Here is a 25,293-nt window from a genome sequence, read left to right on the forward strand (position 1 = left end):
ATTACCGCCTAGGCTGGCCCGTGCCCCTTCCCCTGCCCCGGATGCTGTGCCAGAAGCGCCAGCGCGACCGGGGCCGTTCGGGCCCGCCGATACGGCATATCATTGTCAATAAGAGGTTCGCTTCGTGCTGTCACTACTTGCCGCAAGCATCCCCGCCGATCCGATCTACTGGACCGATCTGGGACTAAAGCCGGGGATCGAGCTGGGGTTCTTCACCCTGCGGTTTTACTCGCTGGCCTACCTCTTGGGCGTGATCTTCGCCTATTGGCACACGTCGCTCATGCTCAAGCAGCCCGGCGCGCCGATGGCGCAGCGCCATGCCGACGATCTGTTCTTCTATTGCACGCTGGGCGTGATTTTCGGCGGGCGGCTGGGTTACGCGCTGTTCTACACCGGCGGCGACACCGGCATCCCCAGCGCTTTCACCGATTTCTCGGGCGATGGGTTCGTCTCGTGGAAGCTGCTGCGGATGTGGGACGGGGGAATGAGCTTCCACGGCGGGCTGTTGGGGGTGACGGCGGCGATGGCGTGGGTTGCCTGGCGCGACAAGCTGAACTTCATCCGCGTGGTCGATTATGTGTGCGTCGGCGTGCCGATGGGGATGCTGCTCGGCCGGCTGGCGAACTTCGTCAATGGCGAGCTGTGGGGCCGCGTCACCGATGTGCCATGGGCGATGGTCTTCCCCGGAGCGGACGATCTGCCCCGCCACCCCAGCCAGCTGTATCAGGCCGGGCTCGAAGGGCTGGCGATGCTCGTCATCATGCTGGCGCTGTTCTGGTTCACGCGCGCGCGCTATCGCCCGGGCTTGCTGGCGGGCGTGTTTACCACCGGCATGGGGGTCTCGCGCTTTGTAAACGAATTTTTCCGCCAGCCGGATCAACAACTGGCTGACTTGGTGGTGCGAACAGGGCTATCGATGGGGCAATGGCTAACAATACCGCTTATCCTGACTGGATTGATTGTCGTGATCTACGCGCTGCGGAAGAAGCCGCTGGCGGCGGGGACGACAGCGCCAGCCTGAAGGATGGCGCAAAAGTCTGGCGCAGCGCGCTCAGGCTGATTGATCCGCAAGAAGACGCACCGCCGGCCCCCGAGCCGAAGGTCGACGCCCGCGCGCAGGCAAGGGCCCGCGCCGAGGCGGCCGCGCGCGAAAAGGCCGAGGCGCTTGCCCGCGTCAAGGCCGAAGCGGAGGAACGCGCCCGCCTCGCCAAGGAGGCCCGCGTGCGCGAAAAGGCGGAGGCCGAGGCCCGCGCCGCCGCCGAACGCGAAGCCCGCGAAAAACTCGCCGCCGAAGCGCGCGCCCGCAAGCTCGCCGAGGTTGAAGCGCGCGCCCGCGCCGAAGCCGAAGCCCGCGCGAAGGCGGCTGCCGAAGCGCAGGCGCGCAAGGACGCCAAGGCCCGTGCCGAAGCCGAGGCCAAAGCCCGCGCCGAGGCGGAGGAACGCGCCCGCCGCGAAGCCGAAGCCGCCGAAGCGGCAGAACGCGCCGCCGCCGAAGCCGCAGCCCGCCGCGCTGCCGAAGCCCGCGCCAAGGCTGAAGCCGAAGCCAAGGCGAGGGCCGAAGAAGAGGCGCGGCTGAAAAAGGAAGCCGAAGCGCGCGCCAAGGCGGAGGCCAAGGCCCGCGCCAAGGCAGAAGCCGAAGCCAAGGCCAAGGCCGAAGCGGAGGAAAAGGCCCGTCTCGCCGCGGAAGCCAAAGCCCGCGCCGAAGCCGAGGCCAAGGCGAAGGCTGAAGCCGAAGAAGCCGCCCGCCTCGCCGCCATCGAGGCCGCGCGCATCGCCGCCGAGGAAAAGGCTCGCCGCGAAGCCGAGGAAGCTGCTGCCGCCGAGGCCGCACGGATCGCTGCCGAAGCCGCCGCCGCCCAAGCAGCCGAAGCCGCGCGCATCGCTGCCGAAGAACAGGCCCGCCGCGAGGCCGAAGAAGCCGCTGCGGCCGAACAAGCCCGGCTCGAAGCCGAGATGCTTGCCCGCGCAACGGTTGACGTGCCCGCCGTGCTCAAGCGCCTGATCCGCGAGACCGGCCCGATCAGCGTCGCGCAGTTCATGGGGGAGAGCAACGCACGCTATTATGCCAGCCGCGATCCTCTGGGCGAACAGGGCGATTTCATCACCGCGCCCGAAATCACGCAGGTGTTCGGCGAGTTGATCGGGGTGTGGCTCGCCGATCTGTGGTCGCGCATGACGCGGCGCAAGCATATCCACTACGTCGAATTGGGGCCGGGGCGCGGCACTCTGGCCAAGGACGCGCTCAATGCGGCGGCGCAGCAGGGCATGACACCCAAGGTCCACTTCGTCGAAACCTCGGCCACCCTGCGCGCGATCCAGCGCGAGGCCTTCCCCGATTGCATCCACCACCACGATATCTCGACCCTGCCCGATGATGCGCCGCTGCTGATCGTCGCCAACGAGTTCTTCGATGCCCTGCCGGTGCAGCACCTCATCCGCTCGACTGACGGGTGGTATGCGCGGATGGTGGGGCTGGAAGACGACGCGTTCACCTTCGTGACGGGCAAGGAGCGGATGGATCACCTGGTCCCGCCCAGCTGGGTCACGGCCTCGCAGGGGACCCTGATCGAAACCAGCCCGGCGTCGGTCGCGCTGATGGCCGAGATTGCGCGTCGCCTGAAGGAACAGGGCGGGGCAGCGCTGATCATCGATTATGGTCACGAGGAGCTGCGTTCGGGATCGACCTTGCAGGCACTGAAGTCCCACCAGAAGGTCGATGTTTTCGCCCACCCCGGCGAGGCGGACCTGACCGCGCATGTCGATTTCGAACTGCTGAAGCATGTCGCGGAAGAAAGCGGCGCGGACGTGATGGGCTTGCAGTATCAGGGCGAATGGCTGATCCAGATGGGGATCGACGCCCGCATGGAAATGCTCCGTCGCCGCGCGCCGTACCAGAAGGACAAATTCCAGCGTCAGCGCGACCGGCTGGTGAAGGAAAGCGAGATGGGCATGCTGTTCAAGGTGCTCGGCATGTGCGGACGGCGCTGGCCGTTCGGCGCGGGATTTGATTGAGGGCTGCGATGATAACAAGAATGCGGATGATCGTTGCGGGAATGGGCCTCGCGCTGGCAGCGCCGGTTCTGGCGGCAAGCCCGATTACGGGCCGCTGGGTCACCGGCGAAAAGGACGCGGTCGTCGCGATTGCCAAATGCGGCAAGTCCTTGTGCGGGCGGATCGAGAAGTTCCTGATCCTGCCCCCCGGCGGCAAGGACCAGCGCGATGTCAACAATTCCGATCCTGCCAAGCGGGGCCGCAAGCTGATCGGCACTGCGATCCTTTACGGGCTGACCGAGGATGACGGCGTGTGGCGCGGGCAGGTCTATGACCCCAAGAGCGGGCGCACCTACACATCCGAAGTGCGCGGCAAGGGCGATGGCTCGCTTGAAGTGAAGGGCTGCTTCGGCCCGATCTGCCAGACGCAGGTGTGGAAGCGGGCGTCTTGACTGTGGCACGCCCTCCGGCGTGCCGTTTCCTCGCTCACTCGGCCTGACGGCCGCGTCGCTGCGGGCGCGCGGTCGCGCTTGCGGTCGCTTTGCGACCGATGCAGCGCCCGAAATCGAGGGCTACAATCCCGCCTGCTTCGCCAACGCCTCGGCCGCCTGTTTCGGCGTCAGCTTGCCTGCGCCTTCGCGGTCCACGGCGAAGTTCGCTTCGCGCATCGCTTCGACGCTGATGGCGCCGATCAGCGGCTGGAGCGCGGCGATCACGCCCTTGTCTCCGGCAATGCGGGGGGACAGCATCAGCATCGCGTCATAGCTCGGCAAGGCGCCCTCCGGGTCGGCCAAGACCACCAACTTGTCCGCCGCGATCCGCCCGTCCGAGGTATAGGCGCTGATCACGTCCGCCTCGCCTGATTGCAGCGCGTTGTACATGAAGGTCGGCGCGAAATTGCGGCTCTTGCCGAAGCGCAGGCCATAGGCATCGCGCACCGCAATCCATTCCGGCCGCTCGAAGAATTCGGGGTCCCCGCCGACGGTGAGCTCGCCCGCCTTGCCGGTGAGGTCGGCGAGGCTGGTGACGCCCAGCGCCTTGGCCCGGTCGCCGCGCATGGCGAAGGCATAGGCGTTCTCGAAGCCCAGCCGTCCGAGCACCTTCACGCCATTGGTGCGCGCTTCCCAGTCGCGGATCGTGGCATACATTGCCTCGCGCCCCGGGTTGTCATCACGCTTGAGGTAATTGGTCCAGATCGTGCCGGTGTAATCGACCGAGATGTCGATACTGGAACTGGCGACCGCCGAGTGCACCACCGCGCTCCCCAGCCCGTCGCGATATTCGACCGCATAACCCGCCGCCTCAAGCCGCGCGCCGATCAGCTGGGCGAGGATGTATTGTTCGGAGAAGGATTTCGAGGCGATGATGATGCGCCGCTCGTCGCTGCCCGAACCCTGCGCCCAGAGCGCGGCGAGAATGCCGAGGGCCACCACCGCGATCCCGCCGAAGGTCATGGCGCGGCTGCGGCGGGCAAGGCCGACTTCGATCACCCACAACAGGTTATCCGCCGCTAGCGCCAGCCCCGCGCTGGCAACGCACCCCGCCAGCACCAGCGCCCAGTTCTGTGTTTGCAGCCCGGCAAAGATCGGATCGCCAAGGCTCGGCTGGCCGATGGTAGTGGCGAGCGTCGCCGCGCCGATCGTCCAGACGCTCGCGGTGCGGATGCCCGCCATGATGAAGGGCGCGGACAGCGGCGCTTCGACCAGCACCAGCTTCTGCCATTTGGTCATGCCCACGCCGTCGGCGGCTTCGAGCACGCCTTCATCGAGATTGGCCTGTGCGGTCACGGCATTGCGCAGGATCGGCAGCAGCGCATAAAGCGTCAGCGCCATCAGCGCGGGCAGGAAGCCCAGCGTCGGCAGCCCCTCGCCGAACACCGTACGAAGGCTCAGCAGCAGCGGGAAGAACAGCGCGAGCAGCGCGAGGGCGGGGATCGTCTGGACAAGGCTCGCCAAGCTCAACGCAAGGCGCGAGACCACAGGTGAACGGCTCGCCCACACAGCCATCGGCAGGGCGATCAGCATGGCGAGGCCGATGGCGCTGGCCGAGAGCACGACGTGCGCGGCAAGCTTGTCGGCAAGGCCGGGAAGGAGGTCCCAGATATCGCCCATCAGCCGCGACCTTCCCCAAGGCCCTCCCCAAGGCCTTCCAACGCCGCCAGCCGCTCGGCCTGGTCGCGCGGCACGCTGACCAGCCGCTGCGCCACCGTGCCGCCTGCACCGGCCAGCAAGGCGCGCGGGGTCTCGTCCGCGGCCAGCGCGCCCTTGTCCATCACCAGCACCCGGTCCGCCAGCAGCAGCGCTTCGGCCATGTCGTGCGTGACCATCACCGTGGTCAGGCCAAGGCGTTCATGCAGTTCGCGCACCTTGCGGCCCAACGCGTCGCGGGTGACGGGATCGAGCGCGCCGAAGGGCTCGTCCATCAGCAGTAGCTCCGGCCCGCCCGCCAGCGCGCGTGCGACACCGACCCGCTGGCGCTGCCCGCCTGAAAGCTCGTCCGGCATCCGCCTGGCGAAGGCGGGGTCGAGTTCGACCAGCGCCAGCAGTTCGGCAATGCGGTCGGGCGGCAGCTTTTCCCCGGCAAGGCGCGGGCCGATGGTGATGTTCTCGGCCACGGAGAAATGCGGGAACAGCCCGATGCTCTGGAAAACATAGCCGACCCGGCGGCGCAGACGGGCGGGTTTGAGCGTGCTGACATCCTCGCCGCCGAACAGCACGCGGCCCTCGGTTGGTTCGACCAGCGTGTTGACCGTCTTGAGCAGCGTGGACTTGCCCGATCCCGACGCGCCGACCAGCGCCACGAAGCTGCCCGAAGCGATCTCGCAGGATACGCCGGCCCCCAATGCCCCAACCGCCGTGACCTCGCCGAAGCGGCAGATCACCCCGTCGAAGCGGAGCAGGGGTGATGGGTCAAGCATTGGCGGCATGATTAGCGAGGTTAGGCGCCGTACGCCAGCGTCCCCGATTGGCGTTTGCATGATCGCTTGCTATGCGGGTGCTCTGAACAATCATTACACCCGCAGGACATAAAATGCGCGCGACCCCCGATTTCGACTTCCACCTTGGCGAGGCCGCCGAGATGATCCGTGACACCACGGCGCGCTTTGCCGATGAGCAGATCGCACCGCTGGCGGAACGCACCGACCGCGAGGACCGCTTCCCGCGCGAGTTGTGGGAGCCGATGGGCGCGCTTGGCCTGCATGGCATTACGGTGGAAGAAGAATGGGGCGGGCTGGGGCTCGGCTACCTCGAACACGTGATCGCGGTCGAGGAAGTGTCGCGGGCCAGCGCCAGCGTCGGCCTCAGCTACGGCGCGCATTCCAACCTCTGCCTCAACCAGATCCGCCGCTGGGGGGATGACGATCAGAAGGCGAAGTATTTGCCGAAACTGATCTCGGGCGAGCATGTCGGCAGCCTCGCCATGAGCGAAGCGGGCGCGGGGTCGGACGTGGTGTCGATGAAGCTCAAGGCTGACGCGGTTCAGGGCGGATACGTCCTCAACGGCACCAAGTTCTGGATCACCAATGCGCCCGAGGCCGATACGCTGGTGGTCTATGCCAAGACCGATGGCCACGCCGGATCGCGCGGCATCACCGCTTTCCTGATAGAGAAGGGAGACGAGGGCTTTTCCATCGGCCAGAAGATCAGCAAGGTCGGCATGAAAGGCTCCCCCACCGCCGAGCTGGTGTTCAGTGACTGCTTCGTGCCCGAAGACCGCATCATGGGGCCGCTCAACGGCGGCGTCGGCGTTCTGATGAGCGGGCTGGATTACGAGCGCGTGGTGCTGGCCGGGTTGCAGCTTGGCATCATGCAGGCGTGCCTCGATACGGTGATCCCGTATCTTCGGGAGCGTAAGCAGTTCGGCAAACCGATTGGCTCGTTCCAGCTGATGCAGGCCAAGGTCGCCGACATGTATGTCGCGCTGCAATCGGCCCGCGCCTACACCTATGCGGTCGCGAAAGCGTGCGATGCCGGTCAGACGACGCGCTTCGATGCGGCGGGGGTGATTTTGCTCGCGAGCGAGAATGCCTTCAAGGTCGCCGCTGAGAGCGTGCAGGCGCTGGGCGGCGCTGGCTACACCACCGACTGGCCGGTCGAACGCTACATGCGCGACGCCAAGCTGCTCGACATCGGCGCGGGGACCAACGAGATCAGGCGGATGCTGATCGGGCGCGAATTGATTGGAGCGGCTGGATGAGACCGGCAGGCCGGAGCTGGCTGGTCGCTGCTGCTGCGATGAGTTTTGTCGCCTCCCTTCTGCACCTCGCCTGCATAGTCGGGGGAGGTGACTGGTATCGCTTTTTCGGCGCTGGTGAGAGGATGGCGCGGCTCGACGAGGCAGGTTCGCGGACGCCAGCGATCATCACCGCAGTCATCGCGATCATCCTCGCTGGGTGGGGCCTTTATGCGCTATCCGGAGCGGGTATTGTCCGCAGGCTACCGCTCCTGCGAACCGGTCTCGTCGCGATTGCGATCGTGCTGCTGGCGCGCGCAAGCATGGTGGCCTTCCCGGCAACCTGGGGACCGGAACTGGGCTTCACCTTCATGGCGATTACGTCGGCCATCGTCGGAATAATGGGTCTGACCTTCGCGGTTGGGACAGCCAAATCCTGGGAATATATGAGGACGTCACTGACATGACCGCCCCCGCCCGCATCTCGAAGCGGAGTAACCCCCAATGAGCACCGACGAAGACTACGTCTATGACGAGGCGAGCGGCGAGTGGATGGCTGCGTCCGAGCTCGCGGCTAAGCAGGCGGCGGAGGACGTGGTCGAGGTGCGCGACGCGGTCGGCAATCGGCTCGCTGATGGCGATGCGGTGACGCTGATCAAGGACCTCGAGGTCAAGGGCGCGGGGCAGACGCTCAAGCAGGGCACGCTGATCAAGTCGATCCGCCTGACCGGCGACGCGCAGGAGATCGACTGCAAATACCCAGGCATCAAGGGCCTCGTGCTGCGGGCCGAATTTGTGCGGAAACGCTAAGGACGACATATGACCGCCCCCACCCTCACCACCAAACTCGACCGCGAAAGCCCCGAGGCCAAGGCGCGGTTTGCGCACAACCACGCGCTCGCGCAGCAGCTGCGCGCCGCCGTCGGTGAGGCTGCGCTGGGCAAGGCGGGCTACTTCGCTGACTGGTGGGTCGCACGCAGTAAGCACGATGCCAGGCCGCTCGACATCGGCGCGGACACACTCCAATTCCGCCGCATGCTGATCGGGCACGAATTGATGGGAGCAGGGTAATGCAGTGGTTTTATATATCGGCGCTGATGATGACGCTTACCGCGATCATTCATTCGGTGGCCGGAGAGAGGCGATTGGTCGGTCCGGCATTGGCCGGCCAGCAGGGCATTTTCGCCAATGCCCAATCGCGCAAGGTGCTGCGCGGGGCCTGGCACTTGACGAGCGCCTACATGGTGCTGACCGCCGCTGTGATGATCTGGCCTGACACTGACCACTGGCTCAAGGCGCTGGTCGCGTCGGTCTGGCTCGTTATCGGGCTGGTCTCCCTGCTTTCGACGCGGGGCAAGCACGTCGGCTGGCCGACCCTGACCCTTGCCGGGTTCACAGGCTGGGCAGGCACTCTGGGATGACCGCCCCCACCCTCACCACCAAACTCGACCGCGAAAGCCCCGAGGCCAAGGCGCGGTTTGCGCACAACCACGCGCTCGCGCAGCAACTCCGCGCCGCTGTCGCCGAGGCCGCGCTGGGCGGGCCGGAGAAGCACCGCGAGCGGCATGTCTCCCGCGGCAAGCTACTCCCCCGTGAGCGCGTCGAGCGGCTGCTTGATCCGGGTTCGCCCTTCCTTGAAATCGGCCAGCTTGCGGCGAACGGGATGTACGAGGGCGACGTCAACGGCGCCTCGATCATCTGCGGCGTGGGGCGCGTCTCTGGTCGCCAGTGCATGATCGTGTGCAATGATGCGACCGTGAAGGGCGGCACTTACTACCCGATGACGGTCAAGAAGCACCTGCGCGCGCAGGAAATCGCGCAGGAGAACCGCCTGCCCTGCATCTACCTCGTCGACAGCGGGGGCGCGAACCTGCCGCATCAGGCCGAGGTCTTCCCGGATCGTGACCATTTCGGCCGCATCTTCTTCAATCAGGCCAATATGTCGGCGCTCGGCATCCCGCAGATCGCTTGCGTCATGGGAAGCTGCACCGCAGGGGGCGCTTATGTGCCCGCCATGTCGGACGAGAGCGTGATTGTCCGCAATCAGGGCACGATCTTCCTCGCCGGCCCGCCGCTGGTGAAGGCCGCGACGGGGGAGGAAATCACCGCCGAGGACTTGGGTGGCGGTGACTTGCACGCCAAGAAGTCCGGTGTGGTCGACCACCTTGCCGAGAATGACGAGCACGCCCTGACCATCGTGCGCGATATCGTCAGCCACCTCGGCGCTAACACAGGCGCGGCGGCAGACGTGGCGCTGAAGGACCCGCGCCCGCCAAAGTTCGATGCCGATGATCTCTACGCCCTCATCCCCGAGGATGTGCGCGCGCCCTATGATGTGAAGGAGGTGATCGCGCGGCTGGTCGACGGCTCGGAGTTCCACGAGTTCAAGGCGCATTACGGTTCTACGCTGGTGTGCGGCTTTGCGCATATCTGGGGGATGCCGGTGGCGATCCTCGCCAATAACGGCGTGCTGTTCAGCGAAAGCGCACAGAAGGGCGCGCATTTCATCGAACTCGCTTGCCAGCGCCGCATTCCGTTGCTGTTCCTCCAGAACATCTCGGGCTTCATGGTCGGCGGGAAATACGAGGCCGAGGGCATCGCCAAGCATGGCGCGAAGCTGGTGACGGCGGTCGCCACCGCCACCGTTCCCAAGGTCACCGTGGTGATCGGCGGCAGCTTCGGCGCGGGCAATTACGGGATGTGCGGACGCGCCTATTCGCCCCGCTTCATGTTCACCTGGCCCAATGCGCGCATCAGCGTGATGGGCGGGGAGCAGGCCGCTTCGGTGCTGGCGACAGTCCACCGCGATGCCGAGAGCTGGGACGAAGCCGCGACCGAGGCCTTCAAGCAGCCCATTCGCCAGAAATACGAGGACGAAGGCAACCCCTACTACGCCACCGCCCGGTTGTGGGACGACGGCGTGGTCGATCCGGTGCAGACCCGCGATGTCCTCGGCCTCGCCTTCGCCGCGTGCCTCGAAGCGCCGATTGCCGAGCGGCCTGCGTTTGGCGTGTTCCGGATGTGATGGCGCACCACAATTCCGCTTGAGCCCGTCTCACCGTCGCCATAAGCTCGCCCCCTGATCTTCAGGGGGCGCATTTCATGGGATTCGACAGGGATTATAGCGCATTGATTGCGCTGGCGACGGAGCTTGGTCACGACGGCGGTTTTCAGGGTGTCGAGGCCCAGAAGGAGCTCAACGCGGCCAATGCGCGCTACGCTGCCGAGCGTGACCGGGTGGCCTATGCGATCCTTTCGGAAAAGCCGGATCTTGAACTGGTCTACCTGCGCATCGGCGAGGATCTTGAAGTCTATGCCGAGGACAATCCCGGCTGGGCCGACATCGCCAGCTTCGTTGCCGAGGACCTGATCGGGCGGCTTCAGGAGCTGTCGGCGATGAAACCGGCGATGCGGATGGCCAAGCGTTATGGCGGGCTCGCCATCCTTGCTGTGCTCGGGCTGATTTATGTCGGCCTGTTCCTCTACAATGACCTTGCCGTCGACAAGCCGCTGGAGACCAAGGCGGGCATTCTCCAGCGCGCCGCCGCCTATGACAAGGCACGCAACCACGACAGCCTGATGGGCGGGCGCGGCGGGCTCATCAAGACCGTCGTGCTGATGCCTTGGGAACCGGACGAGGCCGAATTGAACGCCGCGAGCGAATTTGCGGGACTGACCTTCGAAGGCCTCCAGGCACTCACCGACGAAGGCATTGCCTGCAACACCCAGAGCCTGCTGGTCGAGGGCGAATATCTGGCCGAAAACCAGCTCGAATTTGTCGATCAGATCTCCGAATATGTGCAGGCCGCCGGCACCAAATGGGAAGAGCCGCCGGTGATGACCCTGCTCCCTGCGATGGCGCAACGGTTCGCTTGTCCGGCGGGCGCAGCGCCGCCACCTATCGGCCAGTGAAAACGAGGGGCTGAAACCCTCGTCGCCCCCCTTGCGTACCTAACCAAAGTTAAGCCACAAGGGCGAAGCCTTTGGGAGGGGCGCACAGCTTGCATACACCGATCACCCCTGCGCAGATGCGCGCGCCCACGTTGCTGTCGCGCATCGTGCGAAGGATCATCCTCGCCATCTGGTATGCGCGGGGGTGGAAGATTGATTCCCCACTGCCCAAGCACCTGAAGAAATATGTGCTGGCGGGCGCGCCGCACACCTCGAACTGGGATTTCGTGTTCTTCACCGGGGCGACGCATGAAGAGGGCGTCAGGCCCAATTTCATGGGCAAGCACACCCTGTTCCAAGGGATCATGCGCAACTTCATGCTCGATATGGGCGGCATCCCGGTCGATCGCACCGCCAAGGCCAACGCCACCGAGCAGGTCGCCGCGGAGTTCGCCGCGCGCGATGAACTTGCGCTGGTGATCGCCTGCGAAGGCACGCGCAAATCCGACGGCAAGTGGCGTTCGGGCTTCTATCACATTGCGCGGGCGGCCAATGTCCCGATCGTCCCCGCCTTTGCCGATAACGCCGCCAAGATCGTCAGCTTCGGCCCACCGATGCTGCCAACCGGGAACTATGGCGAAGACCTGCTCAAGATCGCCGAATGGTTCCGTTCCAAGCTCCCCGATTACGATCGCTTCAAGGTGCTGGAACAGCAGGCCCGCGACATTATTGCCGGAAAGAATGATGTTTGAACTTCTGGTTGTGAATGCCGCGATCCTGATCGTGCTGGTGCTGATCCAGTGGGCCATCAGCGTGAAGATCGACGACGTCAGTTTCATCGATGCCTTCTGGGGCGCAGGGATGGCGATCCTTGCCGTGGCCAGCTGGCTGCTCGTGCCGGGTGGTCCGGGCCAACTGGCCACCCTCATCATGCTGATGACCGCCGCATGGGGCTTCCGGCTGGGCTTCTACCTGCTGCGCCGCTGGCGGCACGAGGGTGAGGACAAGCGCTACAAGCTGATCCTCAAGAAGGATCGCGAGGCCGGCAATTTTGCGCGCGCCGCGCTGACCCGTGTGTGGCTGATGCAGGCCGTGCTGCTGTTCATGGTGTCCTCGCCCGCGCAGGTCGGCATCCTTGCCAGCGGCGCCCCCGCGCCGATCCCGATACTGGGGTGGCTGGGCTTTGCGCTGTGGAGCGTCGGCGTGTTCTTTGAATGGGTGGGCGATTGGCAGCTTGCGCGGTTCAAGGCCGATCCTGCCAACAGGGGCTACGTGCTCGACACCGGGCTGTGGCGCTATACCCGCCACCCCAATTATTTCGGCGATTTCTGCGCGTGGTGGGGCATCTGGCTGGCCTGCGCGGCGGCCGGATGGGGCTATGCCGCGGCAACCGTGATCGGGCCGATCTTCCTCAGCTTCACGCTGACCCGCTGGTCGGGCGTGCCGCTGCTGGAAAAGGGCATGCACAAGACAAAAGGCAACAAATACGCGGTTTACGAGCGCAAGACCTCGGCCTTTTTCCCGATGCCGCCGCGCTATTGACCGCGCGCGCCAATCGCATTTGTCTTGCTGCGTCGCACAAAAATCGACGAGCGACACTTTAAGCGCGCGCCGCCTTCGCCTATGTTGGCTTCCGCGCGAGGAGGCGCGACCGACATGCCATTGAACGAGACGGCCCGGGAAGCCGAGCGCGAGCGGATCGCGCGCCATGTGCTCGATCTCGTCAAGGAGCGCGGCGCCGAAGTGCCGTGGACCGTGGCGATGGCCGAAAGCGGCCTGACCCGCGCGCGGTTCGAAGCGCTGTTTGCCGACTACGACGATCTGTTCGACGCCGTGGCGCAGACCTGGCTTGCTCCGCATATGGCGGTAATGGAGGAAGTGCTGGCAACCAGCCTGCCCCCGCAGCGCAAAATGTACGAGTTCTTCCGCCGCCGCTTCGTCATCTCGCAGGAGCGGTTCCGCGCCGATCCGCTGTTCTTCAACATCCTGTGCGAAATGGGCGCCGCCAATTTCGAACGGGTGCGGTCCTATGTCGACCTTGCCGACCACTACCTGTGCGAGCTGATCGCCGAGGCGCAGGCCGAAGGCTTCTTCGCGGGGCTGGACATCGACGAAGCGCTGTCGCTCATCAACCAGATGATTGCGAATTACACGCTGCCGGATTCGCTCATCTATCTCGGCGACCGGCTATCCGAGCAGAAGCTGGCGCGGATCGTGGACACGATGTTCATCGGCCTGTCGGGCGAGGCAGGGGCCTATGCCTCCGGCGTCAACACCCTGAAGGTCGCGTTCTAGAGCCCGTCCCACCAGGCTGCAGACGGATCAACGCTCCCGCGCGCGCCGCGGCGTTGCAGCCCGTCGAACAACCCGCCTTCCAGCTGCATGGTTGACGGGCTGGTGCGGTTCCAGTCCATGACATAGAGCCGCTCGGCGATCTGCCAGCGGCCCTCGCGCTTTTCGAGGCGGTCGAGATAGCGGCCGCCCACCACCAGTTCCACCTCGCCATCCGGTGTCGGGATCAGGTGCAGCGCGACGCAGTTGGTCTCAGCCTTGGCGCGGGTGCCGGTGATCCGCATCACTGTGTTCGAGATGTTATGCTGGGTCAGCCGCATCGCGCCCAATCCCGCCATCAGGCCGGGGATTGTCTCGGCAATCGGCTTTGCCCCGTCGCCGTAATCGATCCGGGCATCGGGGGTGAAGACGGCGGCGAGCTGATCGGCATCGCAGCGGTCGATCCCGCGGCAGTAAAGCGCCAGCGTTTCGGCGATAGCGAGCCGGTCGGCGAGTTCGATCGAGTCCATGCCCGCAGATTACCGCGCCTCGCGCGCCTGCGGGACTGCCACAAGCGTCAGCGTTTGGGGCCGCGCCTGAATTGCAGGACGTTTGCGGGAAGCTTGCGCGGCGGCGGACGCAGGCGCTTGTCGGCCAGCGCATATTTGAGCGCAGCGCCGACCATCGTCGCCGAAATGGCGAGGATGACGCCTGCCCAGAACCAGTGCGGCAGGCCCAGAGCTTCCTCGATCGCGCCGGTGTCCGAAAGGATTGCCTGCCCTTCGATCACCGCACGTTCGGTGAACAGGTAATCGAAATCGCGCAGCATGCTCATCGCCCCCAGCACGCCGAGGAACTGGAGGGTGAAGCGCATGAAACCCGGCGATCCGCGCCAGGCGACGACGCCCAGGAGCGCCGCAACCAGCGGCAGCGCCCACCAGCCGGTGGCCGATCGCACCCAGATCACCACGCTCAGCAGGATGGCCGCCACGGCCAGACACAGCACGGGACGCCACGCGCGCGGATGGGCGCTGGCCATGATCAGCAAGGCCCCCACCGCGCTCGGCGCCAAGGGGCCGCCCGCCGCAATCGCCGCGTGGGTGAAGCGCGACGCATCAGCCGATACCTGGCTTTGCGCCACCCCTGATCCGTTGGGGAAGATCATCAGCTGTTCGAAATGCTGGCCCAGCAGCATCGCGGTGAGGCCGTGGCCCATCTCGTGGAACCACGTTGTCAGGATCGCGAAGGGATAGGTCAGATACGCACCAAATGGCAGCGCGGGCAGCATCGACACCACCAGCCCTGCGACCACCAGACGCCCGATCGCCTCGCCCTGCGAGCCGGGAGTGACGAGCGATGACATCGTCTCAGTCTGCCGCGGTGCTGGCGGTCGAATGGCCCGCAGCGTCGATCAGGATGCCGTCCTGTCGCTGCGCTTCCTCGTCCTCGTCGCGCTGTTCGCGCAGGATCGACCAGCTGGCGAGGAACAGCCCGGCCACCAGCGGGCCGAGCACGATGCCCGAAAAGCCGACGAGGCTGATCCCGCCCAGCGTGGTGATGAGGATGATCCAGTCGGGAATGCCGGTGTCGCGGCCCACCAGAATGGGGCGCAGCACATTATCGGCCGACGAGATCACGAAGAACCCGGTCAGCAGCACGAACAGCCCCTGCCATGTCTCGCCCGAAATCAGCAGCCAGATCCCCGCCGGAACCCACACCGCGCCCGAACCGATCACCGGCACCAGCGCGAAGATCGCCATGATGACGCCGAACAACAGCGCCGAAGGCACGCCTGCGATCATCAGCGTCACCGTGCCCAGCACGCCCTGCACCACCGCGACAACGCCGGTGCCCTTGATCGTCGCGCGCACGATGCCGAGGAACCGCGAGGCCAGCCGGTCGGCAATCGACCGTTCGACCGGCACCGCGCAAAGCACCGTGCGGCCGATCCGCTCGCCATCGCGCAGCAGGAAGAACATCACATAAAGCCCGACGCCGAACGACAGCAGGAAGCCGAGCGCGCCGCTGCCGATCGAGACCGCCTGCGTGGCGATCATCCCAGCGCTTTCGGTGAGCAATTCCTGAAGGCGCGTCTGCACCATCGCGATATCCGCCCACCCGCTCCGGTCGACCGCTTCCTGCGCGACGTTGGGCAGGTTGGTGTAAACCGCATCGAACAGCGCGGCGAGATCAAGCGGCTGCTGTTGCAATGTTGCGACCAGCACGAGTGCCTGTTCCAGCACCATCGATGCCACCCAGGCAGCGGGCACCATCACCACAAAGAAGATGACGAGCAGCGAGAGCCCCGCCGCCGGATTGCGCCGCCCGCGCAACCGCCGCAGCAGGTTCCGGTACAGCGGCTGGAACATGATCGCCACCAGCGCCGCCCACAGCAGGGGCTGGGCGAAAGGATAGACGATCACGGCCATCAGCAGGCTGACCACCACAAGGATGATCAGGAAGCTTGCCTGTTGCAGGTCCTCGGTGCGGTGGGGCTGGTTGGCCATCAGTATCCTTCGGGCAGTGCTAGACGTCGAGGTTCGCCACGTTAAGCGCGTTATCCTGAATGAACTCGCGCCGCGGCTCGACGATGTCACCCATCAGGCGGGTGAAGATTTCGTCGGTCACATCGGCATCCTCGACCTTCACCTGCAGCAATGCGCGGTTTTCCGGATCGAGCGTGGTTTCCCACAGCTGCTCGGCGTTCATTTCACCCAGACCCTTGTAGCGGCTGATCGAGAGGCCCTTGCGCCCGGCGGCGAAGATCGCCTCGAGCAGCTGGCTGGGGCGGCTGATCCCGTCATCCTGCGGCAGTGGCGGCGGGGCGGCGGGCTGTTCGGCCTCTCCGGCGAAGGGATCGCCGCCGGTCGCATCGGCCTCGGCCTCCGGTTCCTCGGCAGCGGCGTCGCCGGCGCGCACCAGTCGGACGGGCGAGGCATAGGTATCGGCCTGTGCGGCGGCGAGCCCGTGAAGCTTGTGCGCTTCGGTGCTGGACAGGAAGCGCGCTTCGATCTCGTGCACGTCCTTCACGCCGCGCCACATGCGTTCGAACACCACGGTGCCATCTTCGCGCTGATAGGCGCTCCAACGGGCCTCGCGGTCGCCCGCGCCGAGCCTTCCGGCGGCGCGGTCAAGCGCGGCAGCGAGCGCATCGCCGGTAAGCCCCGGCTCCAGCGCGCCGACCAGCGCCATCTGTTCGACAATCCCGCTGTCATAGCGGCGCGGAACGAAGGCGAGCAGGTTCTTGAGCCGCAACGCGCCATCAACCAGCGCGCGCAGGTCGGCCCCGCCGCGTGCGCCTTCGGTCGTTTCGATGACGCGGCCTTGCAGCCCGGCATCGACCAGATAGCGGTCCAGCGCGGGCTGATCCTTGAGGTAGACCTCGCTCCGCCCCTTGGCGACCTTGAACAGCGGCGGCTGGGCGATGAACAGGTGCCCGGCGCGGATGATGTCGGGCATCTGGCGGTGGAAGAAGGTCAGCAGCAGCGTGCGGATGTGTGCCCCGTCCACGTCAGCGTCGGTCATGATGACGATCTTGTGGTACCGCAGCTTTTCCAGATTGAACTCGTCGCGGATGCCGGTGCCCATCGCCTGGATCAGCGTGCCGACTTCCTTGGAAGAAATGATCCGGTCAAACCGCGCGCGCTCGACGTTGAGGATCTTGCCCTTGAGCGGCAGGATCGCCTGCGTCTTGCGGTCGCGGCCCTGCTTGGCCGATCCGCCTGCGGAGTCCCCTTCGACCAGGAACAATTCGGACTTGGCGGGATCGCGCTCCTGACAATCGGCCAGCTTGCCGGGCAGCGAGGCGACGCTCATCGCGCCCTTGCGGCTCATCTCGCGGGCGCGGCGGGCGGCTTCGCGCGCGGCGGCGGCGTCGATCACCTTCTGGATGATCGATTTCGCATCGCCGGGGTTTTCCTCCAGCCATTCGGACATCTTGTCGCTCATCAGCGATTCCAGCGGCGAGCGCACTTCGGAGCTGACCAGCTTGTCCTTGGTCTGGCTGGAGAACTTGGGGTCGGGCAGTTTGACGCTGACGATGGCGGTCAGGCCTTCGCGCATGTCCTCGCCCGACAGGCTGACCTTTTCCTTCTTCAGCATCCCCGAACGCTCGGCATAGTTGTTGAGCGTGCGGGTCAGCGCGGCGCGGAAGGCAGCAAGGTGCGTGCCGCCGTCGCGCTGGGGGATGTTGTTGGTGAAGGCGAGGACGTTCTCGTAGTAGGAATCGTTCCATTCCAGCGCGACGTCGATGCCGATGCCGTCCTTCTCCGCCGAGACCGAAATTGGCTCGGGGATCAGCGGCTGCTTGTTGCGGTCGAGATACTTCACGAAGGCCGCGATGCCGCCTTCGTAGTAGAGATCGTGTTCCAGCACTTCCTCGTGGCGCAGATCGCGCAGCTTGATGCGCACGCCCGAATTGAGGAACGCCAGCTCGCGGTAGCGGTGCTCCAGCTTTTCGAAATCGAATTCGGTGACATTCTTGAAGGTGTCGTGGCTCGCCTTGAAGGTGACGCGGGTGCCCTTCTTGAAGCCGTTGTCATCCGCGTTCCGGTCGCTGCGCGGGGCATCGCCCTTGACCACCAGCGGCGCCACCGCATCGCCGTGTTCGAAGCGCATCCAGTGCTCCAGCCCTTCGCGCCAGATGGTCAGTTCCAGCCATTCGGACAGCGCGTTCACCACCGACACGCCGACCCCGTGGAGACCGCCCGAAACCTTGTAGGCGTTGTCGTCCGAGGTGTTCTCGAACTTCCCGCCCGCGTGCAGCTGGGTCATGATGACCTCGGCGGCGGATACGCCTTCTTCGGTGTGCATACCGGTGGGGATGCCGCGTCCGTTATCCTCGACAGAAACCGAACCATCGGGGTTCAATTCGATCAGAACGAGGTCGCAATGCCCCGCCAGCGCCTCGTCGATGGCATTGTCGCTGACCTCGAACACCATGTGGTGCAGGCCCGATCCGTCGTCGGTATCGCCGATATACATGCCGGGCCGCTTGCGGACGGCGTCCAGGCCTTTGAGAACCTTGATGGAATCGGCGCCATATTCGCCCATCTGGCGGACGCGTTCGGGAAGGCCTTCGGGGGCCGGATCAGAAGCTTGGGGAGTGGTGTCGTTCATAGCGATCATATAGGCGGTCGGGCGCGGAAACCCAACTGCGGGAGGCCCGCTAGCGGCGCTTTTCCACGAGTGTGCAGGCTGCTTCGACGGGCGCGTCAGAAGGCGGGACGGAAATGCACCTTGCCGCGCCACATCGTGGCATCGAACAGCGGCATCATCCCGGCTTGGGTGCCGAAATCGAATTGCGTGGCGTGGCACAGCGCGGCAGTCTTGGCGGCGGCGAGATCTGCGGGCGTGTAGGAAATACTTTCGGTCAACAGCGCCGAATCAGTGGTGGCCCAGTCCGCCATGTCCTGCACCGGCGGCAGGCTCCCGTTCGGGATGCCGACATAGAGCAGCTTCGGCCGATCATCGGCGGGCCGGGCTTGCACGATCTGCGTTGTGATGGCGCTCACCAGCCGGTGGTCGGCATGGCCGTAGCCACCGTCCGGACCCCAGGTCAGCACCAGATCTGCGCCCGCAACGTGACCGGCCAGCGCCTTTGCCAGCGAGCCGTTGCGCACTTGCTCGGCCAGCTTTCCGTCGCCGAATTCGAGATTGACCACTGCGGCACCTCCCAGTTCACGCCCGGCGCACCGCGCTTCGACCTTGCGCGTCTTGGCGAGAATCTCGCCTGTGGGCAGGCCCGAGACGCCCGGCCCGGCATCGCCCGGCGTTGCGTGGACGATTGTCACGCTGTGCCCTTCGCGCATCAAAGCAGCGATGGCGGGAGCCATGAACAGCTCGTCGTCAGGGTGGGCGACCGCGACCACCACCGCCATCGGTTTGACCGGCTCCTGCGCCTGCGCGGTGCCCAGCGCCAGCGCGGACAGTGCGATTGCGGCCGTGATGCGGATCATGTCGTCCCTCTCCTCTCCCGCGTTCCTGCCACTTGTGCGAGCGGGTTTGCAAACCCTTTGCGCCGCGCGCTGCCCTGATTATGCAGAAGCCCATGAACACAGAGATGATGACCGCCCGCCTTGCCGAACCCTTCGGCAGCTTCCCCGACATCCTGATGGAATGGTCGCGTATCAAGGGCGATGACCTCGCCCTGGTGGACGAGCGGCGCGAGGTTTACTGGGCGGAGCTGGTGGGCCTCGTCGAGCGGTTGGCGGCGCGGATGGTGGAGACCGGGCTCCAGCGCGGGCAATCGGTGGCGATCCTCGGAACGTCGACAGTCGAATATGCGCTGGTGTTCCTCGCGGCGATGCGCGCGGGCGGGGTGGCCGCGCCGCTCACCACCAGCGCCTCGCCCGAACAGCTCGAAGGCATGGCCAAGGATTCGGGCGCGATCCATCTGTTCATCGATGCCGCCAAGGCGGCGGAGCTGGGGCAGGACTTCATGGCCGATCTGATCCGCGTGCCGCTCGAAAGCATCGACCAGTGGATGGCCCCTCCCGGCAGCCGCGCACCCGCCTTCGTGCCGGAGCCAAAAGACCCGTTCAACATCATCTATTCCAGCGGCACCACCGGCATTCCCAAGGGCATCGTCCATTCGCACCAGATGCGCTGGCGGCAGTTTGCCTCGACCGCGCTGAGCTATCTCGGCGCGGGGCTGGAGGTGCGCTCGCTGGCCTCGACGCCGCTCTATTCGAACACCACGATGGTCGCCTTCCTGCCCGTGTTGCTGGCGGGCGGCTGCGTGCGGGTGATGGGCAAGTTCGATTGCGCGAAGTGGCTCGCCTTCGCTCAGGCCGATCGCACCACCATCACCATGCTGGTGCCGGTGCAATATCAGCGGCTGATGGATTTCGCCGGGTTTGACACCTTCGACCTGTCGAGCCTGAAGCTCAAATACTGCACCTCCGCGCCCTTCTCGGCCGAGTTGAAGCGTGAAGTGCTCAGCCGCATGCCGGGCGGGCTGATCGAAATCTATTCGATGACCGAAGGGGGCGTCGTCTGCCTGCTGCCGTGCCACGAATTCCCCGATAAGCTCCACACCGTCGGTAGGCCTGCTCCCGGCAGCGAGCTGAAGGTGCTGGATGACGAGGACCGCGAAGTGCCGCCCGGCACGCCCGGCAACATGATCGGCCGCAGTCTCACCATGATGAGCGGCTACAAGAACCGCCCCGACAAGACTGCCGAAGCGCAGTGGATCGATCCCGCCACGGGTGAGGCGTGGATGCGGATGGGCGATATCGGGCGGGTCGATGCCGAAGGTTTTGTCGAGCTGGTGGGCCGCGCCAAGGACATGATCATTTCAGGCGGGTTCAACATCTATCCCAGCGATCTCGAGGCCGAATTGATGAAGGAGCCGGGCGTTGCCGAGGCTGCGGTGGTGGGCGTGCCGTCCCGCGCCTGGGGGGAGACTCCGGTCGGCTTCGTGGTGCTGAAGGATGGCGGCGATCAGGCGGCGATCATGGCGGCCGTGAACGCGCGGCTCGGCAAGACCCAGCGGCTTTCGGCGCTCCATCCGATCGCGGAAATGCCGCGCAGCCATATCGGCAAGCTGCTCAAGACCGAGTTGCGCGAGGAAGCGGTGCGGCTGGGCGGGGACGCGTAACGGACGCCAGATACAGCTCGGCCCGGCTCCTCGAAAGAGAAACCGGGCCGCTGGAAGGTGTCGCTTCGCTCGCGCGTCACACCATCGCCGGGGCGTTGAGCCTTAGACGATGAAGGTGTTGAACGCGGTGCCGCTGACGGCAACGGCGAGCAGGAAGGCGACAGCCTTTTCGCTGATCATACGCATGTTCTGGTTCCCTGTTTTGTTGTTGTTTGGGAGCCCGGACGACCAAAGGGGGGAGAGAGGATCGCCCGGGCCAGAGCACCATATACATAGCCGCACGCAATTTTCAATCTCTCGCAAGATTTAAAATAATTCATCACCGCAATCGAAAAAGGCAATAATGGGCGCCGTCCGCACGCACCGGAGAGGGTGGGCGAGGCGCGACATTCTGTGCTGCGGAAGTCCGCCAGCAGGCTACTCGCTGGAGTCCTCAAGTGCGTCCCAAAACAGAAGCCCACCAATCAAGAGGGCCACCGTAACGCCGCCGGCAATCCACACACCGTCGCTGACACCATCCTTGCGCTCCTCGCGGACGATCTCGCGGCCGTTGAGCATCACTTGCGGATCATCGCCGAGAGAGAGCCCGATGCGCCGCTCGTTCCAGCGCGCATCGTCGGCGCGGCGGAGCGCGGCAAATTCTCCCGCCGCCGCACGCTGGCGCACCATCAGTTCGATGCGCGGTTCGGTTTCCTCGGCACGGGGCGAGTGACCCAGCGGCACGGTTAACGCGATCTGCGCCTGCGCTTCGCCCTGCTGCTGGTTCCAAGGGTCCGCTGCGACTTGCGCCTGCGCGGGTTGAGACAGGACTACGGCAACCAGGCTCGCAGCAGTGATTAAGTGTTTCATACGGTAAAAGGCCCCCTGAATAGGCCTCGGCCTCTATCGTTTGGCGGTGCCGGTACAACTTCGGCGCTGTACTAGTGCATCACACCGTACGCGCGGCCGCCCGCGATGCGTGCAAGTCTGGCGCTGGCCAGCTCGAGACGCGGCCACCTGTTCAGGGGGGGGGAGGGTGGTGGCCGCGTCTCTTTCGCTGCATGCCCGGCGCGTGGCGCTGGGCAAATGACGGGTCAGGACGGCCGAGCAGGGGGGGAGCTGGCCAATCCTGCCGGTCTGGCAGGCAGGCAACCGGGCCTTGTACGGCCTGTGATGCCGGGCGATGTACCACTTCAGATAACACCGGATGGAGAGGAGGTCCGGTGCGGCATCGCTTGATGGGCAAGTGGGATTGCGCGGAAGTGATTTCAAATGCGAAAACGCCAAGGCGAGTTGCGCAATATGCAACAACTTAACATGCATTGCACGCAAAACGGCCGCCGGATCGCTCCGGCGGCCGTTTGCATTTCAAAGGCTTGGCGTCGCTCAGTTGGCGGCGACGGTGCGGCCGCTGCGCGCTTCGAGTGCGGCAACCCGCTCGACTTCGGCGAGCGCGGCGGTGCGGGCATCGGCCATGCACTTGCCGTCAACCGACGGGCGGCCATGCGTGTAGCGCGATGCGTTGTCGAGCGTGCAGGCCTTGCGCAGGCGGGCTTCGATGCGCGCTTCGATCGCGGCACGGCCTTCGGGGGTGGTCACGTCGACGTCGCCATAGGCGATGCGCACGGTGACGGTTTCTTCAGCAGGCGCAGCAACAGCGGGAGCGGCCACGGCGGTGAGGGCGATCAGGGGGAGAAGGAAACGCATGGGAGATACTCCGAAAGAATGAGAGAGGGTTTCGGGACAGGTGATGCCGCTGACCGGCATTCGGTTGCTCTTTGAAACTCTGGTGCAGTGCACAAGAGTTATGTGCAAATGCGAAATGCGCGAAATTGGTTCCAAAGATTGCAACGCTTGTCGCGCGATTTTTCGGGAACCCTATGGAATCGCAGGAGGATTTTTACGCTGCATTGCAAAATTGATGGATCGCGGTGCGGCGATGCTGGACAGGCGCGGGCGCGCTCCTTAATCCGCCGCCATGAGCGCGCACCCTTTGCAGCCCCTTTCGGGCGATTCCGCTGTCTCCGATTCCATCCTGATCGTCGATTTCGGCTCTCAGGTGACCCAGCTGATCGCGCGCCGCGTGCGCGAGGCCGGGGTCTATTCCGAAATCGCGCCCTTCACTCAGGCCGAAGCCGCGTTCCGGCGGATGCAGCCCAAGGGCATCATCCTGTCAGGCTCCCCCGCGAGCGTGCCGGAAGACGGCAGCCCCCGCGCGCCGCAGGCGCTGTTCGAGGCGGGCGTGCCGATCCTCGGCATCTGTTACGGCCAGCAGGTGATGACCCACCAGCTCGGCGGCGAAGTGCGCCCCGGCCACGAAACCGGCGAAGGCGGCGAATTCGGCCGCGCGTTCCTCACCGTCACCTCGGAATGCACCTTGTTCAACGGCCTCTGGGACGTGGGCGAGCGGTATCAGGTGTGGATGAGCCATGGCGACAAGGTCACCTCCTTCGCGCCCGGATTCGAGATTGTCGCCACCTCCGATGGCGCGCCCTTTGCGGTGATCGCGGACGAGGCGCGGCGCTTTTACGGCACCCAGTTCCACCCCGAAGTCGTCCACACGCCCGATGGCGCGCGGTTGATCGCCAACTTCGTGCGCCACGTGTGCGGGCTGGCGGGTGACTGGACCATGGCCGAATTCCGCCAGACCAAGATCGCCGAGATCCGCGCGCAGGTCGGCGACAAGCGCGTGATCTGCGGCCTTTCGGGCGGGGTCGATTCGGCGGTCGCAGCGGTGCTGATCCACGAGGCGATCGGCGACCAGCTGACCTGCGTGTTCGTCGACCACGGGTTGATGCGGATGAACGAGGCCGAACAGGTCGTCACCCTGTTCCGCGACCATTACAATATCCCGCTGGTGCACGTGGAGGCCGAAGAGCTGTTCCTTGGCGGCCTGGCCGGCCTCACCGACCCCGAAGCCAAGCGCAAGTTCATCGGCAAGACCTTCATCGACGTGTTCGAGGAAGAGGCGCGCAAGATCGGCGGGGCGGAGTTCCTCGCGCAGGGCACACTCTATCCCGATGTGATCGAATCTGTCTCCTTCACCGGCGGGCCGAGCGTCACGATCAAGAGCCACCACAATGTCGGCGGCCTGCCCGAACGCATGGACATGAAGCTGGTCGAGCCGCTGCGCGAATTGTTCAAGGACGAGGTGCGCGATCTGGGTCGCGAACTTGGCCTTCCCGATGCCTTCGTCGGCCGCCATCCGTTCCCCGGCCCCGGCCTTGCCATCCGCATTCCCGGTGAAGTCACCAAGGAACGCTGCGACATCCTGAGGAAGGCCGATGCGGTCTATCTCGAAGAAATCCGCAATGCGGGCCTCTATGACGCGATCTGGCAGGCCTTCGCGGTGCTGCTGCCGGTCAAGACGGTGGGCGTGATGGGCGACGGGCGCACTTACGATTCGGTTTGCGCTCTGCGCGCCGTGACCTCGACTGACGGGATGACCGCGGATGTCTTCCCCTTCGACGCCGGTTTCCTGACCCGCGTTGCCACCCGCATCGTCAACGAGGTCAAGGGCATCAACCGCGTGGTTTACGACTACACGTCGAAGCCGCCGGGGACGATCGAGTGGGAGTGAGGCGCAAGGCGCTGAACTCAAGAGGCTCTTCCCGCAGCGCTGCAAATCGCATATCGCTGGCCGCCGCATTCTTTGCACGAGAGGCCGCCAAATCGTGATGCCGAACCTTCGCACACTCCCTCTGGCAGCCCTCATCGCTCTGGGCCTTGCTGCCTGCGCCGAACAGCCGGCCGCTGCGCCCACCGGCGAGGCGACCGCGCCTGCCCCGCTGACCGAAGGCACATGGGCGCTCGATCCGGCGGGGTCGCGGCTCAGCTATGTTTCGATCAAGGCGGGCGAGTTGGCCGAGCCCAACCGCTTCGACCGGATCAGCGGCAGCGTCGCGCCCGATGGCACGGCGAGCCTCGATATCGACCTGTCCTCGGTCAACACCGGGGTCGAGATCCGCGATGAACGGATGCGCGAGATCTTCTTCGGCGTGGGCGAAAACCCCAAGGCGACGGTGACGGCAAAGCTGGACCCGGCGGCCTTTGCCGGGTTGGCGGTCGGCCAGTCGCTGACCCGCCCCTTGAAGGCGAGCGTGATGATCAAGGGCGCGACCGGCGAGATCGAGACCGCCGTGATGGTCACCCGCGTCACCGCCGACCGCGTGATGGTGGTGCCGACCGCGCCGGTCATCATCTCCACCGACATGTTCGGCCTGACCGACGAATTGGGCGAATTGCGCGCGCTGGCGCAGCTTCCCTCGATCACGCCGGCCGTGCCGGTGACCTTCACGCTTACCTTCAGGCGCGGCTGACGCTACGGCGCGCGCGATCCGGCCAAATCCTCCCCAAAAGCAGGCTTGAAAGCGGACGCCAACTCGGCT

The 25,293-nt window shown here is 65.4% G+C and carries 25 protein-coding genes; 16 read left to right on the top strand and 9 right to left on the bottom strand.

Annotated features, from left to right (window positions below):
• Positions 1-124: 124 nt before the first annotated feature.
• Genes lgt through KVF90_RS03845 form a run of 3 tightly spaced genes read left to right on the top strand, consistent with a single transcriptional unit; the run spans position 125 to position 3,443 of the window.
• Positions 125-1,021 carry a prolipoprotein diacylglyceryl transferase gene (lgt, locus tag KVF90_RS03835; protein ID WP_264393532.1) on the top strand — a complete coding sequence of 299 codons (897 nt, stop codon included), beginning with the start codon at positions 125-127 and terminating at the stop codon, positions 1,019-1,021.
• On the top strand, positions 925-3,012 hold the full coding sequence (locus KVF90_RS17375; RefSeq protein ID WP_319641052.1) for a class I SAM-dependent methyltransferase: 2,088 nt from the start codon (positions 925-927) through the stop codon (positions 3,010-3,012). The genes lgt and KVF90_RS17375 overlap by 97 nt, the downstream gene beginning before the upstream one ends.
• Before the next feature lie 20 nt (positions 3,013-3,032).
• Entirely contained in the window at positions 3,033-3,443 is a 411-nt protein-coding gene (locus tag KVF90_RS03845; RefSeq protein WP_264393533.1) for a DUF2147 domain-containing protein, read from the top strand.
• A 120-nt stretch (positions 3,444-3,563) separates the two neighbouring features.
• Here KVF90_RS03845 and KVF90_RS03850 read toward each other — a convergent pair whose 3' ends face one another.
• Positions 3,564-5,102 (bottom strand): ABC transporter permease/substrate-binding protein, encoded by a 1,539-nt coding sequence (locus KVF90_RS03850; protein ID WP_264393534.1) that lies wholly within the window; start codon positions 5,100-5,102, stop codon positions 3,564-3,566.
• Positions 5,102-5,908, bottom strand: a complete 807-nt coding sequence (locus tag KVF90_RS03855; protein WP_264393535.1) for an ATP-binding cassette domain-containing protein — start codon at positions 5,906-5,908, stop codon at positions 5,102-5,104. Before KVF90_RS03855 ends, KVF90_RS03850 begins: the two co-directional genes overlap by 1 nt.
• Positions 5,909-6,021: 113 nt before the next feature.
• Between KVF90_RS03855 and KVF90_RS03860 the strand changes: the two genes are divergently transcribed.
• The 10 genes from KVF90_RS03860 (at position 6,022) to KVF90_RS03905 (ending at position 13,350) form a co-directional block, all read left to right on the top strand.
• On the top strand, positions 6,022-7,188 hold the full coding sequence (locus tag KVF90_RS03860) for an isovaleryl-CoA dehydrogenase (RefSeq protein WP_264393536.1): 1,167 nt from the start codon (positions 6,022-6,024) through the stop codon (positions 7,186-7,188).
• Entirely contained in the window at positions 7,185-7,631 is a 447-nt protein-coding gene (locus KVF90_RS03865) for a hypothetical protein (RefSeq protein WP_264393537.1), read from the top strand. The genes KVF90_RS03860 and KVF90_RS03865 overlap by 4 nt, the downstream gene beginning before the upstream one ends.
• 37 nt (positions 7,632-7,668) lie before the next feature.
• Entirely contained in the window at positions 7,669-7,974 is a 306-nt protein-coding gene (locus KVF90_RS03870) for an alkylphosphonate utilization protein (protein ID WP_264393538.1), read from the top strand.
• Between the two features lie 9 nt (positions 7,975-7,983).
• Positions 7,984-8,235, top strand: a complete 252-nt coding sequence (locus KVF90_RS17380; RefSeq protein WP_319641053.1) for a hypothetical protein — start codon at positions 7,984-7,986, stop codon at positions 8,233-8,235.
• Positions 8,235-8,585, top strand: coding sequence for a hypothetical protein (locus KVF90_RS03880; RefSeq protein ID WP_264393539.1), 351 nt, complete (start codon positions 8,235-8,237; stop codon positions 8,583-8,585). The genes KVF90_RS17380 and KVF90_RS03880 overlap by 1 nt, the downstream gene beginning before the upstream one ends.
• The gene (locus KVF90_RS03885) at positions 8,582-10,189 is read left to right on the top strand and encodes a carboxyl transferase domain-containing protein (protein WP_264393540.1); all 1,608 of its coding nucleotides are present in this window, start codon (positions 8,582-8,584) and stop codon (positions 10,187-10,189) included. Before KVF90_RS03880 ends, KVF90_RS03885 begins: the two co-directional genes overlap by 4 nt.
• A gap of 77 nt (positions 10,190-10,266) precedes the next feature.
• Positions 10,267-11,076 (top strand): hypothetical protein, encoded by an 810-nt coding sequence (locus KVF90_RS03890; RefSeq protein WP_264393541.1) that lies wholly within the window; start codon positions 10,267-10,269, stop codon positions 11,074-11,076.
• 89 nt (positions 11,077-11,165) lie between these two features.
• The gene (locus tag KVF90_RS03895; RefSeq protein WP_264393542.1) at positions 11,166-11,807 is read left to right on the top strand and encodes a 1-acyl-sn-glycerol-3-phosphate acyltransferase; all 642 of its coding nucleotides are present in this window, start codon (positions 11,166-11,168) and stop codon (positions 11,805-11,807) included.
• Positions 11,797-12,597, top strand: coding sequence for a DUF1295 domain-containing protein (locus KVF90_RS03900; protein WP_319641054.1), 801 nt, complete (start codon positions 11,797-11,799; stop codon positions 12,595-12,597). Before KVF90_RS03895 ends, KVF90_RS03900 begins: the two co-directional genes overlap by 11 nt.
• A gap of 114 nt (positions 12,598-12,711) precedes the next feature.
• The gene (locus tag KVF90_RS03905) at positions 12,712-13,350 is read left to right on the top strand and encodes a hypothetical protein (protein WP_264393543.1); all 639 of its coding nucleotides are present in this window, start codon (positions 12,712-12,714) and stop codon (positions 13,348-13,350) included.
• On the opposite strand, the gene KVF90_RS03910 is transcribed toward KVF90_RS03905, so the two are convergent.
• The 5 genes from KVF90_RS03910 to KVF90_RS03930 form a co-directional block, all read right to left on the bottom strand.
• Positions 13,347-13,856: a nuclear transport factor 2 family protein gene (locus KVF90_RS03910; protein ID WP_264393544.1), complete on the bottom strand. Its 510-nt coding sequence runs from the start codon at positions 13,854-13,856 to the stop codon at positions 13,347-13,349. The genes KVF90_RS03905 and KVF90_RS03910 overlap by 4 nt on opposite strands.
• Positions 13,857-13,903: 47 nt before the next feature.
• A complete protein-coding gene (locus KVF90_RS03915; protein ID WP_264393545.1) occupies positions 13,904-14,689 on the bottom strand; it encodes a M50 family metallopeptidase in 786 nt (261 codons plus the stop codon).
• Between the two features lie 4 nt (positions 14,690-14,693).
• Positions 14,694-15,833, bottom strand: coding sequence for an AI-2E family transporter (locus KVF90_RS03920; RefSeq protein ID WP_264393546.1), 1,140 nt, complete (start codon positions 15,831-15,833; stop codon positions 14,694-14,696).
• Positions 15,834-15,852: 19 nt separating this feature from the next.
• Entirely contained in the window at positions 15,853-18,444 is a 2,592-nt protein-coding gene (gene gyrB, locus KVF90_RS03925; protein ID WP_413677004.1) for a DNA topoisomerase (ATP-hydrolyzing) subunit B, read from the bottom strand.
• A 95-nt stretch (positions 18,445-18,539) separates the two neighbouring features.
• Entirely contained in the window at positions 18,540-19,283 is a 744-nt protein-coding gene (locus tag KVF90_RS03930; RefSeq protein WP_264393547.1) for a PIG-L deacetylase family protein, read from the bottom strand.
• 92 nt (positions 19,284-19,375) lie between these two features.
• Here KVF90_RS03930 and KVF90_RS03935 point away from each other — a divergent pair, with 92 nt between their 5' ends.
• Positions 19,376-20,926, top strand: coding sequence for a class I adenylate-forming enzyme family protein (locus KVF90_RS03935; RefSeq protein WP_264393548.1), 1,551 nt, complete (start codon positions 19,376-19,378; stop codon positions 20,924-20,926).
• 417 nt (positions 20,927-21,343) lie between these two features.
• Here KVF90_RS03935 and KVF90_RS03940 read toward each other — a convergent pair whose 3' ends face one another.
• Positions 21,344-21,775 carry a hypothetical protein gene (locus KVF90_RS03940; RefSeq protein ID WP_264393549.1) on the bottom strand — a complete coding sequence of 144 codons (432 nt, stop codon included), beginning with the start codon at positions 21,773-21,775 and terminating at the stop codon, positions 21,344-21,346.
• 516 nt (positions 21,776-22,291) lie between these two features.
• On the bottom strand, positions 22,292-22,612 hold the full coding sequence (locus tag KVF90_RS03945; protein WP_264393550.1) for a UrcA family protein: 321 nt from the start codon (positions 22,610-22,612) through the stop codon (positions 22,292-22,294).
• A gap of 271 nt (positions 22,613-22,883) precedes the next feature.
• On the opposite strand from KVF90_RS03945, the gene guaA reads away from it, so the two are divergent.
• Together guaA and KVF90_RS03955 are read left to right on the top strand one after the other, a co-directional pair.
• The gene (guaA, locus tag KVF90_RS03950) at positions 22,884-24,485 is read left to right on the top strand and encodes a glutamine-hydrolyzing GMP synthase (RefSeq protein ID WP_264393551.1); all 1,602 of its coding nucleotides are present in this window, start codon (positions 22,884-22,886) and stop codon (positions 24,483-24,485) included.
• A 97-nt stretch (positions 24,486-24,582) separates the two neighbouring features.
• Positions 24,583-25,224 (top strand): YceI family protein, encoded by a 642-nt coding sequence (locus tag KVF90_RS03955; RefSeq protein WP_264393552.1) that lies wholly within the window; start codon positions 24,583-24,585, stop codon positions 25,222-25,224.
• Positions 25,225-25,293: the final 69 nt, after the last annotated feature.

It is taken from the genome of Porphyrobacter sp. ULC335, from assembly GCF_025917005.1.
Classification (GTDB): domain Bacteria; phylum Pseudomonadota; class Alphaproteobacteria; order Sphingomonadales; family Sphingomonadaceae; genus Erythrobacter.

What these genes read in the sequence shown, in the direction of transcription:
- KVF90_RS17380 (WP_319641053.1), top strand. Translation starts at nt 7,984, where the DNA reads ATGACCGCCCCCACCCTCACCACCAAACTCGACCGCGAAAGCCCCGAG.
- KVF90_RS03870 (WP_264393538.1), top strand. Translation starts at nt 7,669, where the DNA reads ATGAGCACCGACGAAGACTACGTCTATGACGAGGCGAGCGGCGAGTGG.
- KVF90_RS03915 (WP_264393545.1), bottom strand. Translation starts at nt 14,689, where the DNA reads ATGTCATCGCTCGTCACTCCCGGCTCGCAGGGCGAGGCGATCGGGCGT.
- KVF90_RS03935 (WP_264393548.1), top strand. Translation starts at nt 19,376, where the DNA reads ATGAACACAGAGATGATGACCGCCCGCCTTGCCGAACCCTTCGGCAGC.
- KVF90_RS03920 (WP_264393546.1), bottom strand. Translation starts at nt 15,833, where the DNA reads ATGGCCAACCAGCCCCACCGCACCGAGGACCTGCAACAGGCAAGCTTC.
- KVF90_RS03865 (WP_264393537.1), top strand. Translation starts at nt 7,185, where the DNA reads ATGAGACCGGCAGGCCGGAGCTGGCTGGTCGCTGCTGCTGCGATGAGT.
- guaA (WP_264393551.1), top strand. Translation starts at nt 22,884, where the DNA reads ATGAGCGCGCACCCTTTGCAGCCCCTTTCGGGCGATTCCGCTGTCTCC.
- KVF90_RS03900 (WP_319641054.1), top strand. Translation starts at nt 11,797, where the DNA reads ATGATGTTTGAACTTCTGGTTGTGAATGCCGCGATCCTGATCGTGCTG.
- KVF90_RS03945 (WP_264393550.1), bottom strand. Translation starts at nt 22,612, where the DNA reads ATGCGTTTCCTTCTCCCCCTGATCGCCCTCACCGCCGTGGCCGCTCCC.
- KVF90_RS03940 (WP_264393549.1), bottom strand. Translation starts at nt 21,775, where the DNA reads ATGAAACACTTAATCACTGCTGCGAGCCTGGTTGCCGTAGTCCTGTCT.
- KVF90_RS03855 (WP_264393535.1), bottom strand. Translation starts at nt 5,908, where the DNA reads ATGCTTGACCCATCACCCCTGCTCCGCTTCGACGGGGTGATCTGCCGC.
- KVF90_RS03955 (WP_264393552.1), top strand. Translation starts at nt 24,583, where the DNA reads ATGCCGAACCTTCGCACACTCCCTCTGGCAGCCCTCATCGCTCTGGGC.
- KVF90_RS03850 (WP_264393534.1), bottom strand. Translation starts at nt 5,102, where the DNA reads ATGGGCGATATCTGGGACCTCCTTCCCGGCCTTGCCGACAAGCTTGCC.
- KVF90_RS03905 (WP_264393543.1), top strand. Translation starts at nt 12,712, where the DNA reads ATGCCATTGAACGAGACGGCCCGGGAAGCCGAGCGCGAGCGGATCGCG.
- KVF90_RS03860 (WP_264393536.1), top strand. Translation starts at nt 6,022, where the DNA reads ATGCGCGCGACCCCCGATTTCGACTTCCACCTTGGCGAGGCCGCCGAG.
- KVF90_RS03845 (WP_264393533.1), top strand. Translation starts at nt 3,033, where the DNA reads ATGCGGATGATCGTTGCGGGAATGGGCCTCGCGCTGGCAGCGCCGGTT.
- KVF90_RS03885 (WP_264393540.1), top strand. Translation starts at nt 8,582, where the DNA reads ATGACCGCCCCCACCCTCACCACCAAACTCGACCGCGAAAGCCCCGAG.
- KVF90_RS03910 (WP_264393544.1), bottom strand. Translation starts at nt 13,856, where the DNA reads ATGGACTCGATCGAACTCGCCGACCGGCTCGCTATCGCCGAAACGCTG.
- KVF90_RS03930 (WP_264393547.1), bottom strand. Translation starts at nt 19,283, where the DNA reads ATGATCCGCATCACGGCCGCAATCGCACTGTCCGCGCTGGCGCTGGGC.
- gyrB (WP_413677004.1), bottom strand. Translation starts at nt 18,444, where the DNA reads ATGAACGACACCACTCCCCAAGCTTCTGATCCGGCCCCCGAAGGCCTT.
- KVF90_RS03890 (WP_264393541.1), top strand. Translation starts at nt 10,267, where the DNA reads ATGGGATTCGACAGGGATTATAGCGCATTGATTGCGCTGGCGACGGAG.
- KVF90_RS17375 (WP_319641052.1), top strand. Translation starts at nt 925, where the DNA reads ATGGCTAACAATACCGCTTATCCTGACTGGATTGATTGTCGTGATCTA.
- KVF90_RS03880 (WP_264393539.1), top strand. Translation starts at nt 8,235, where the DNA reads ATGCAGTGGTTTTATATATCGGCGCTGATGATGACGCTTACCGCGATC.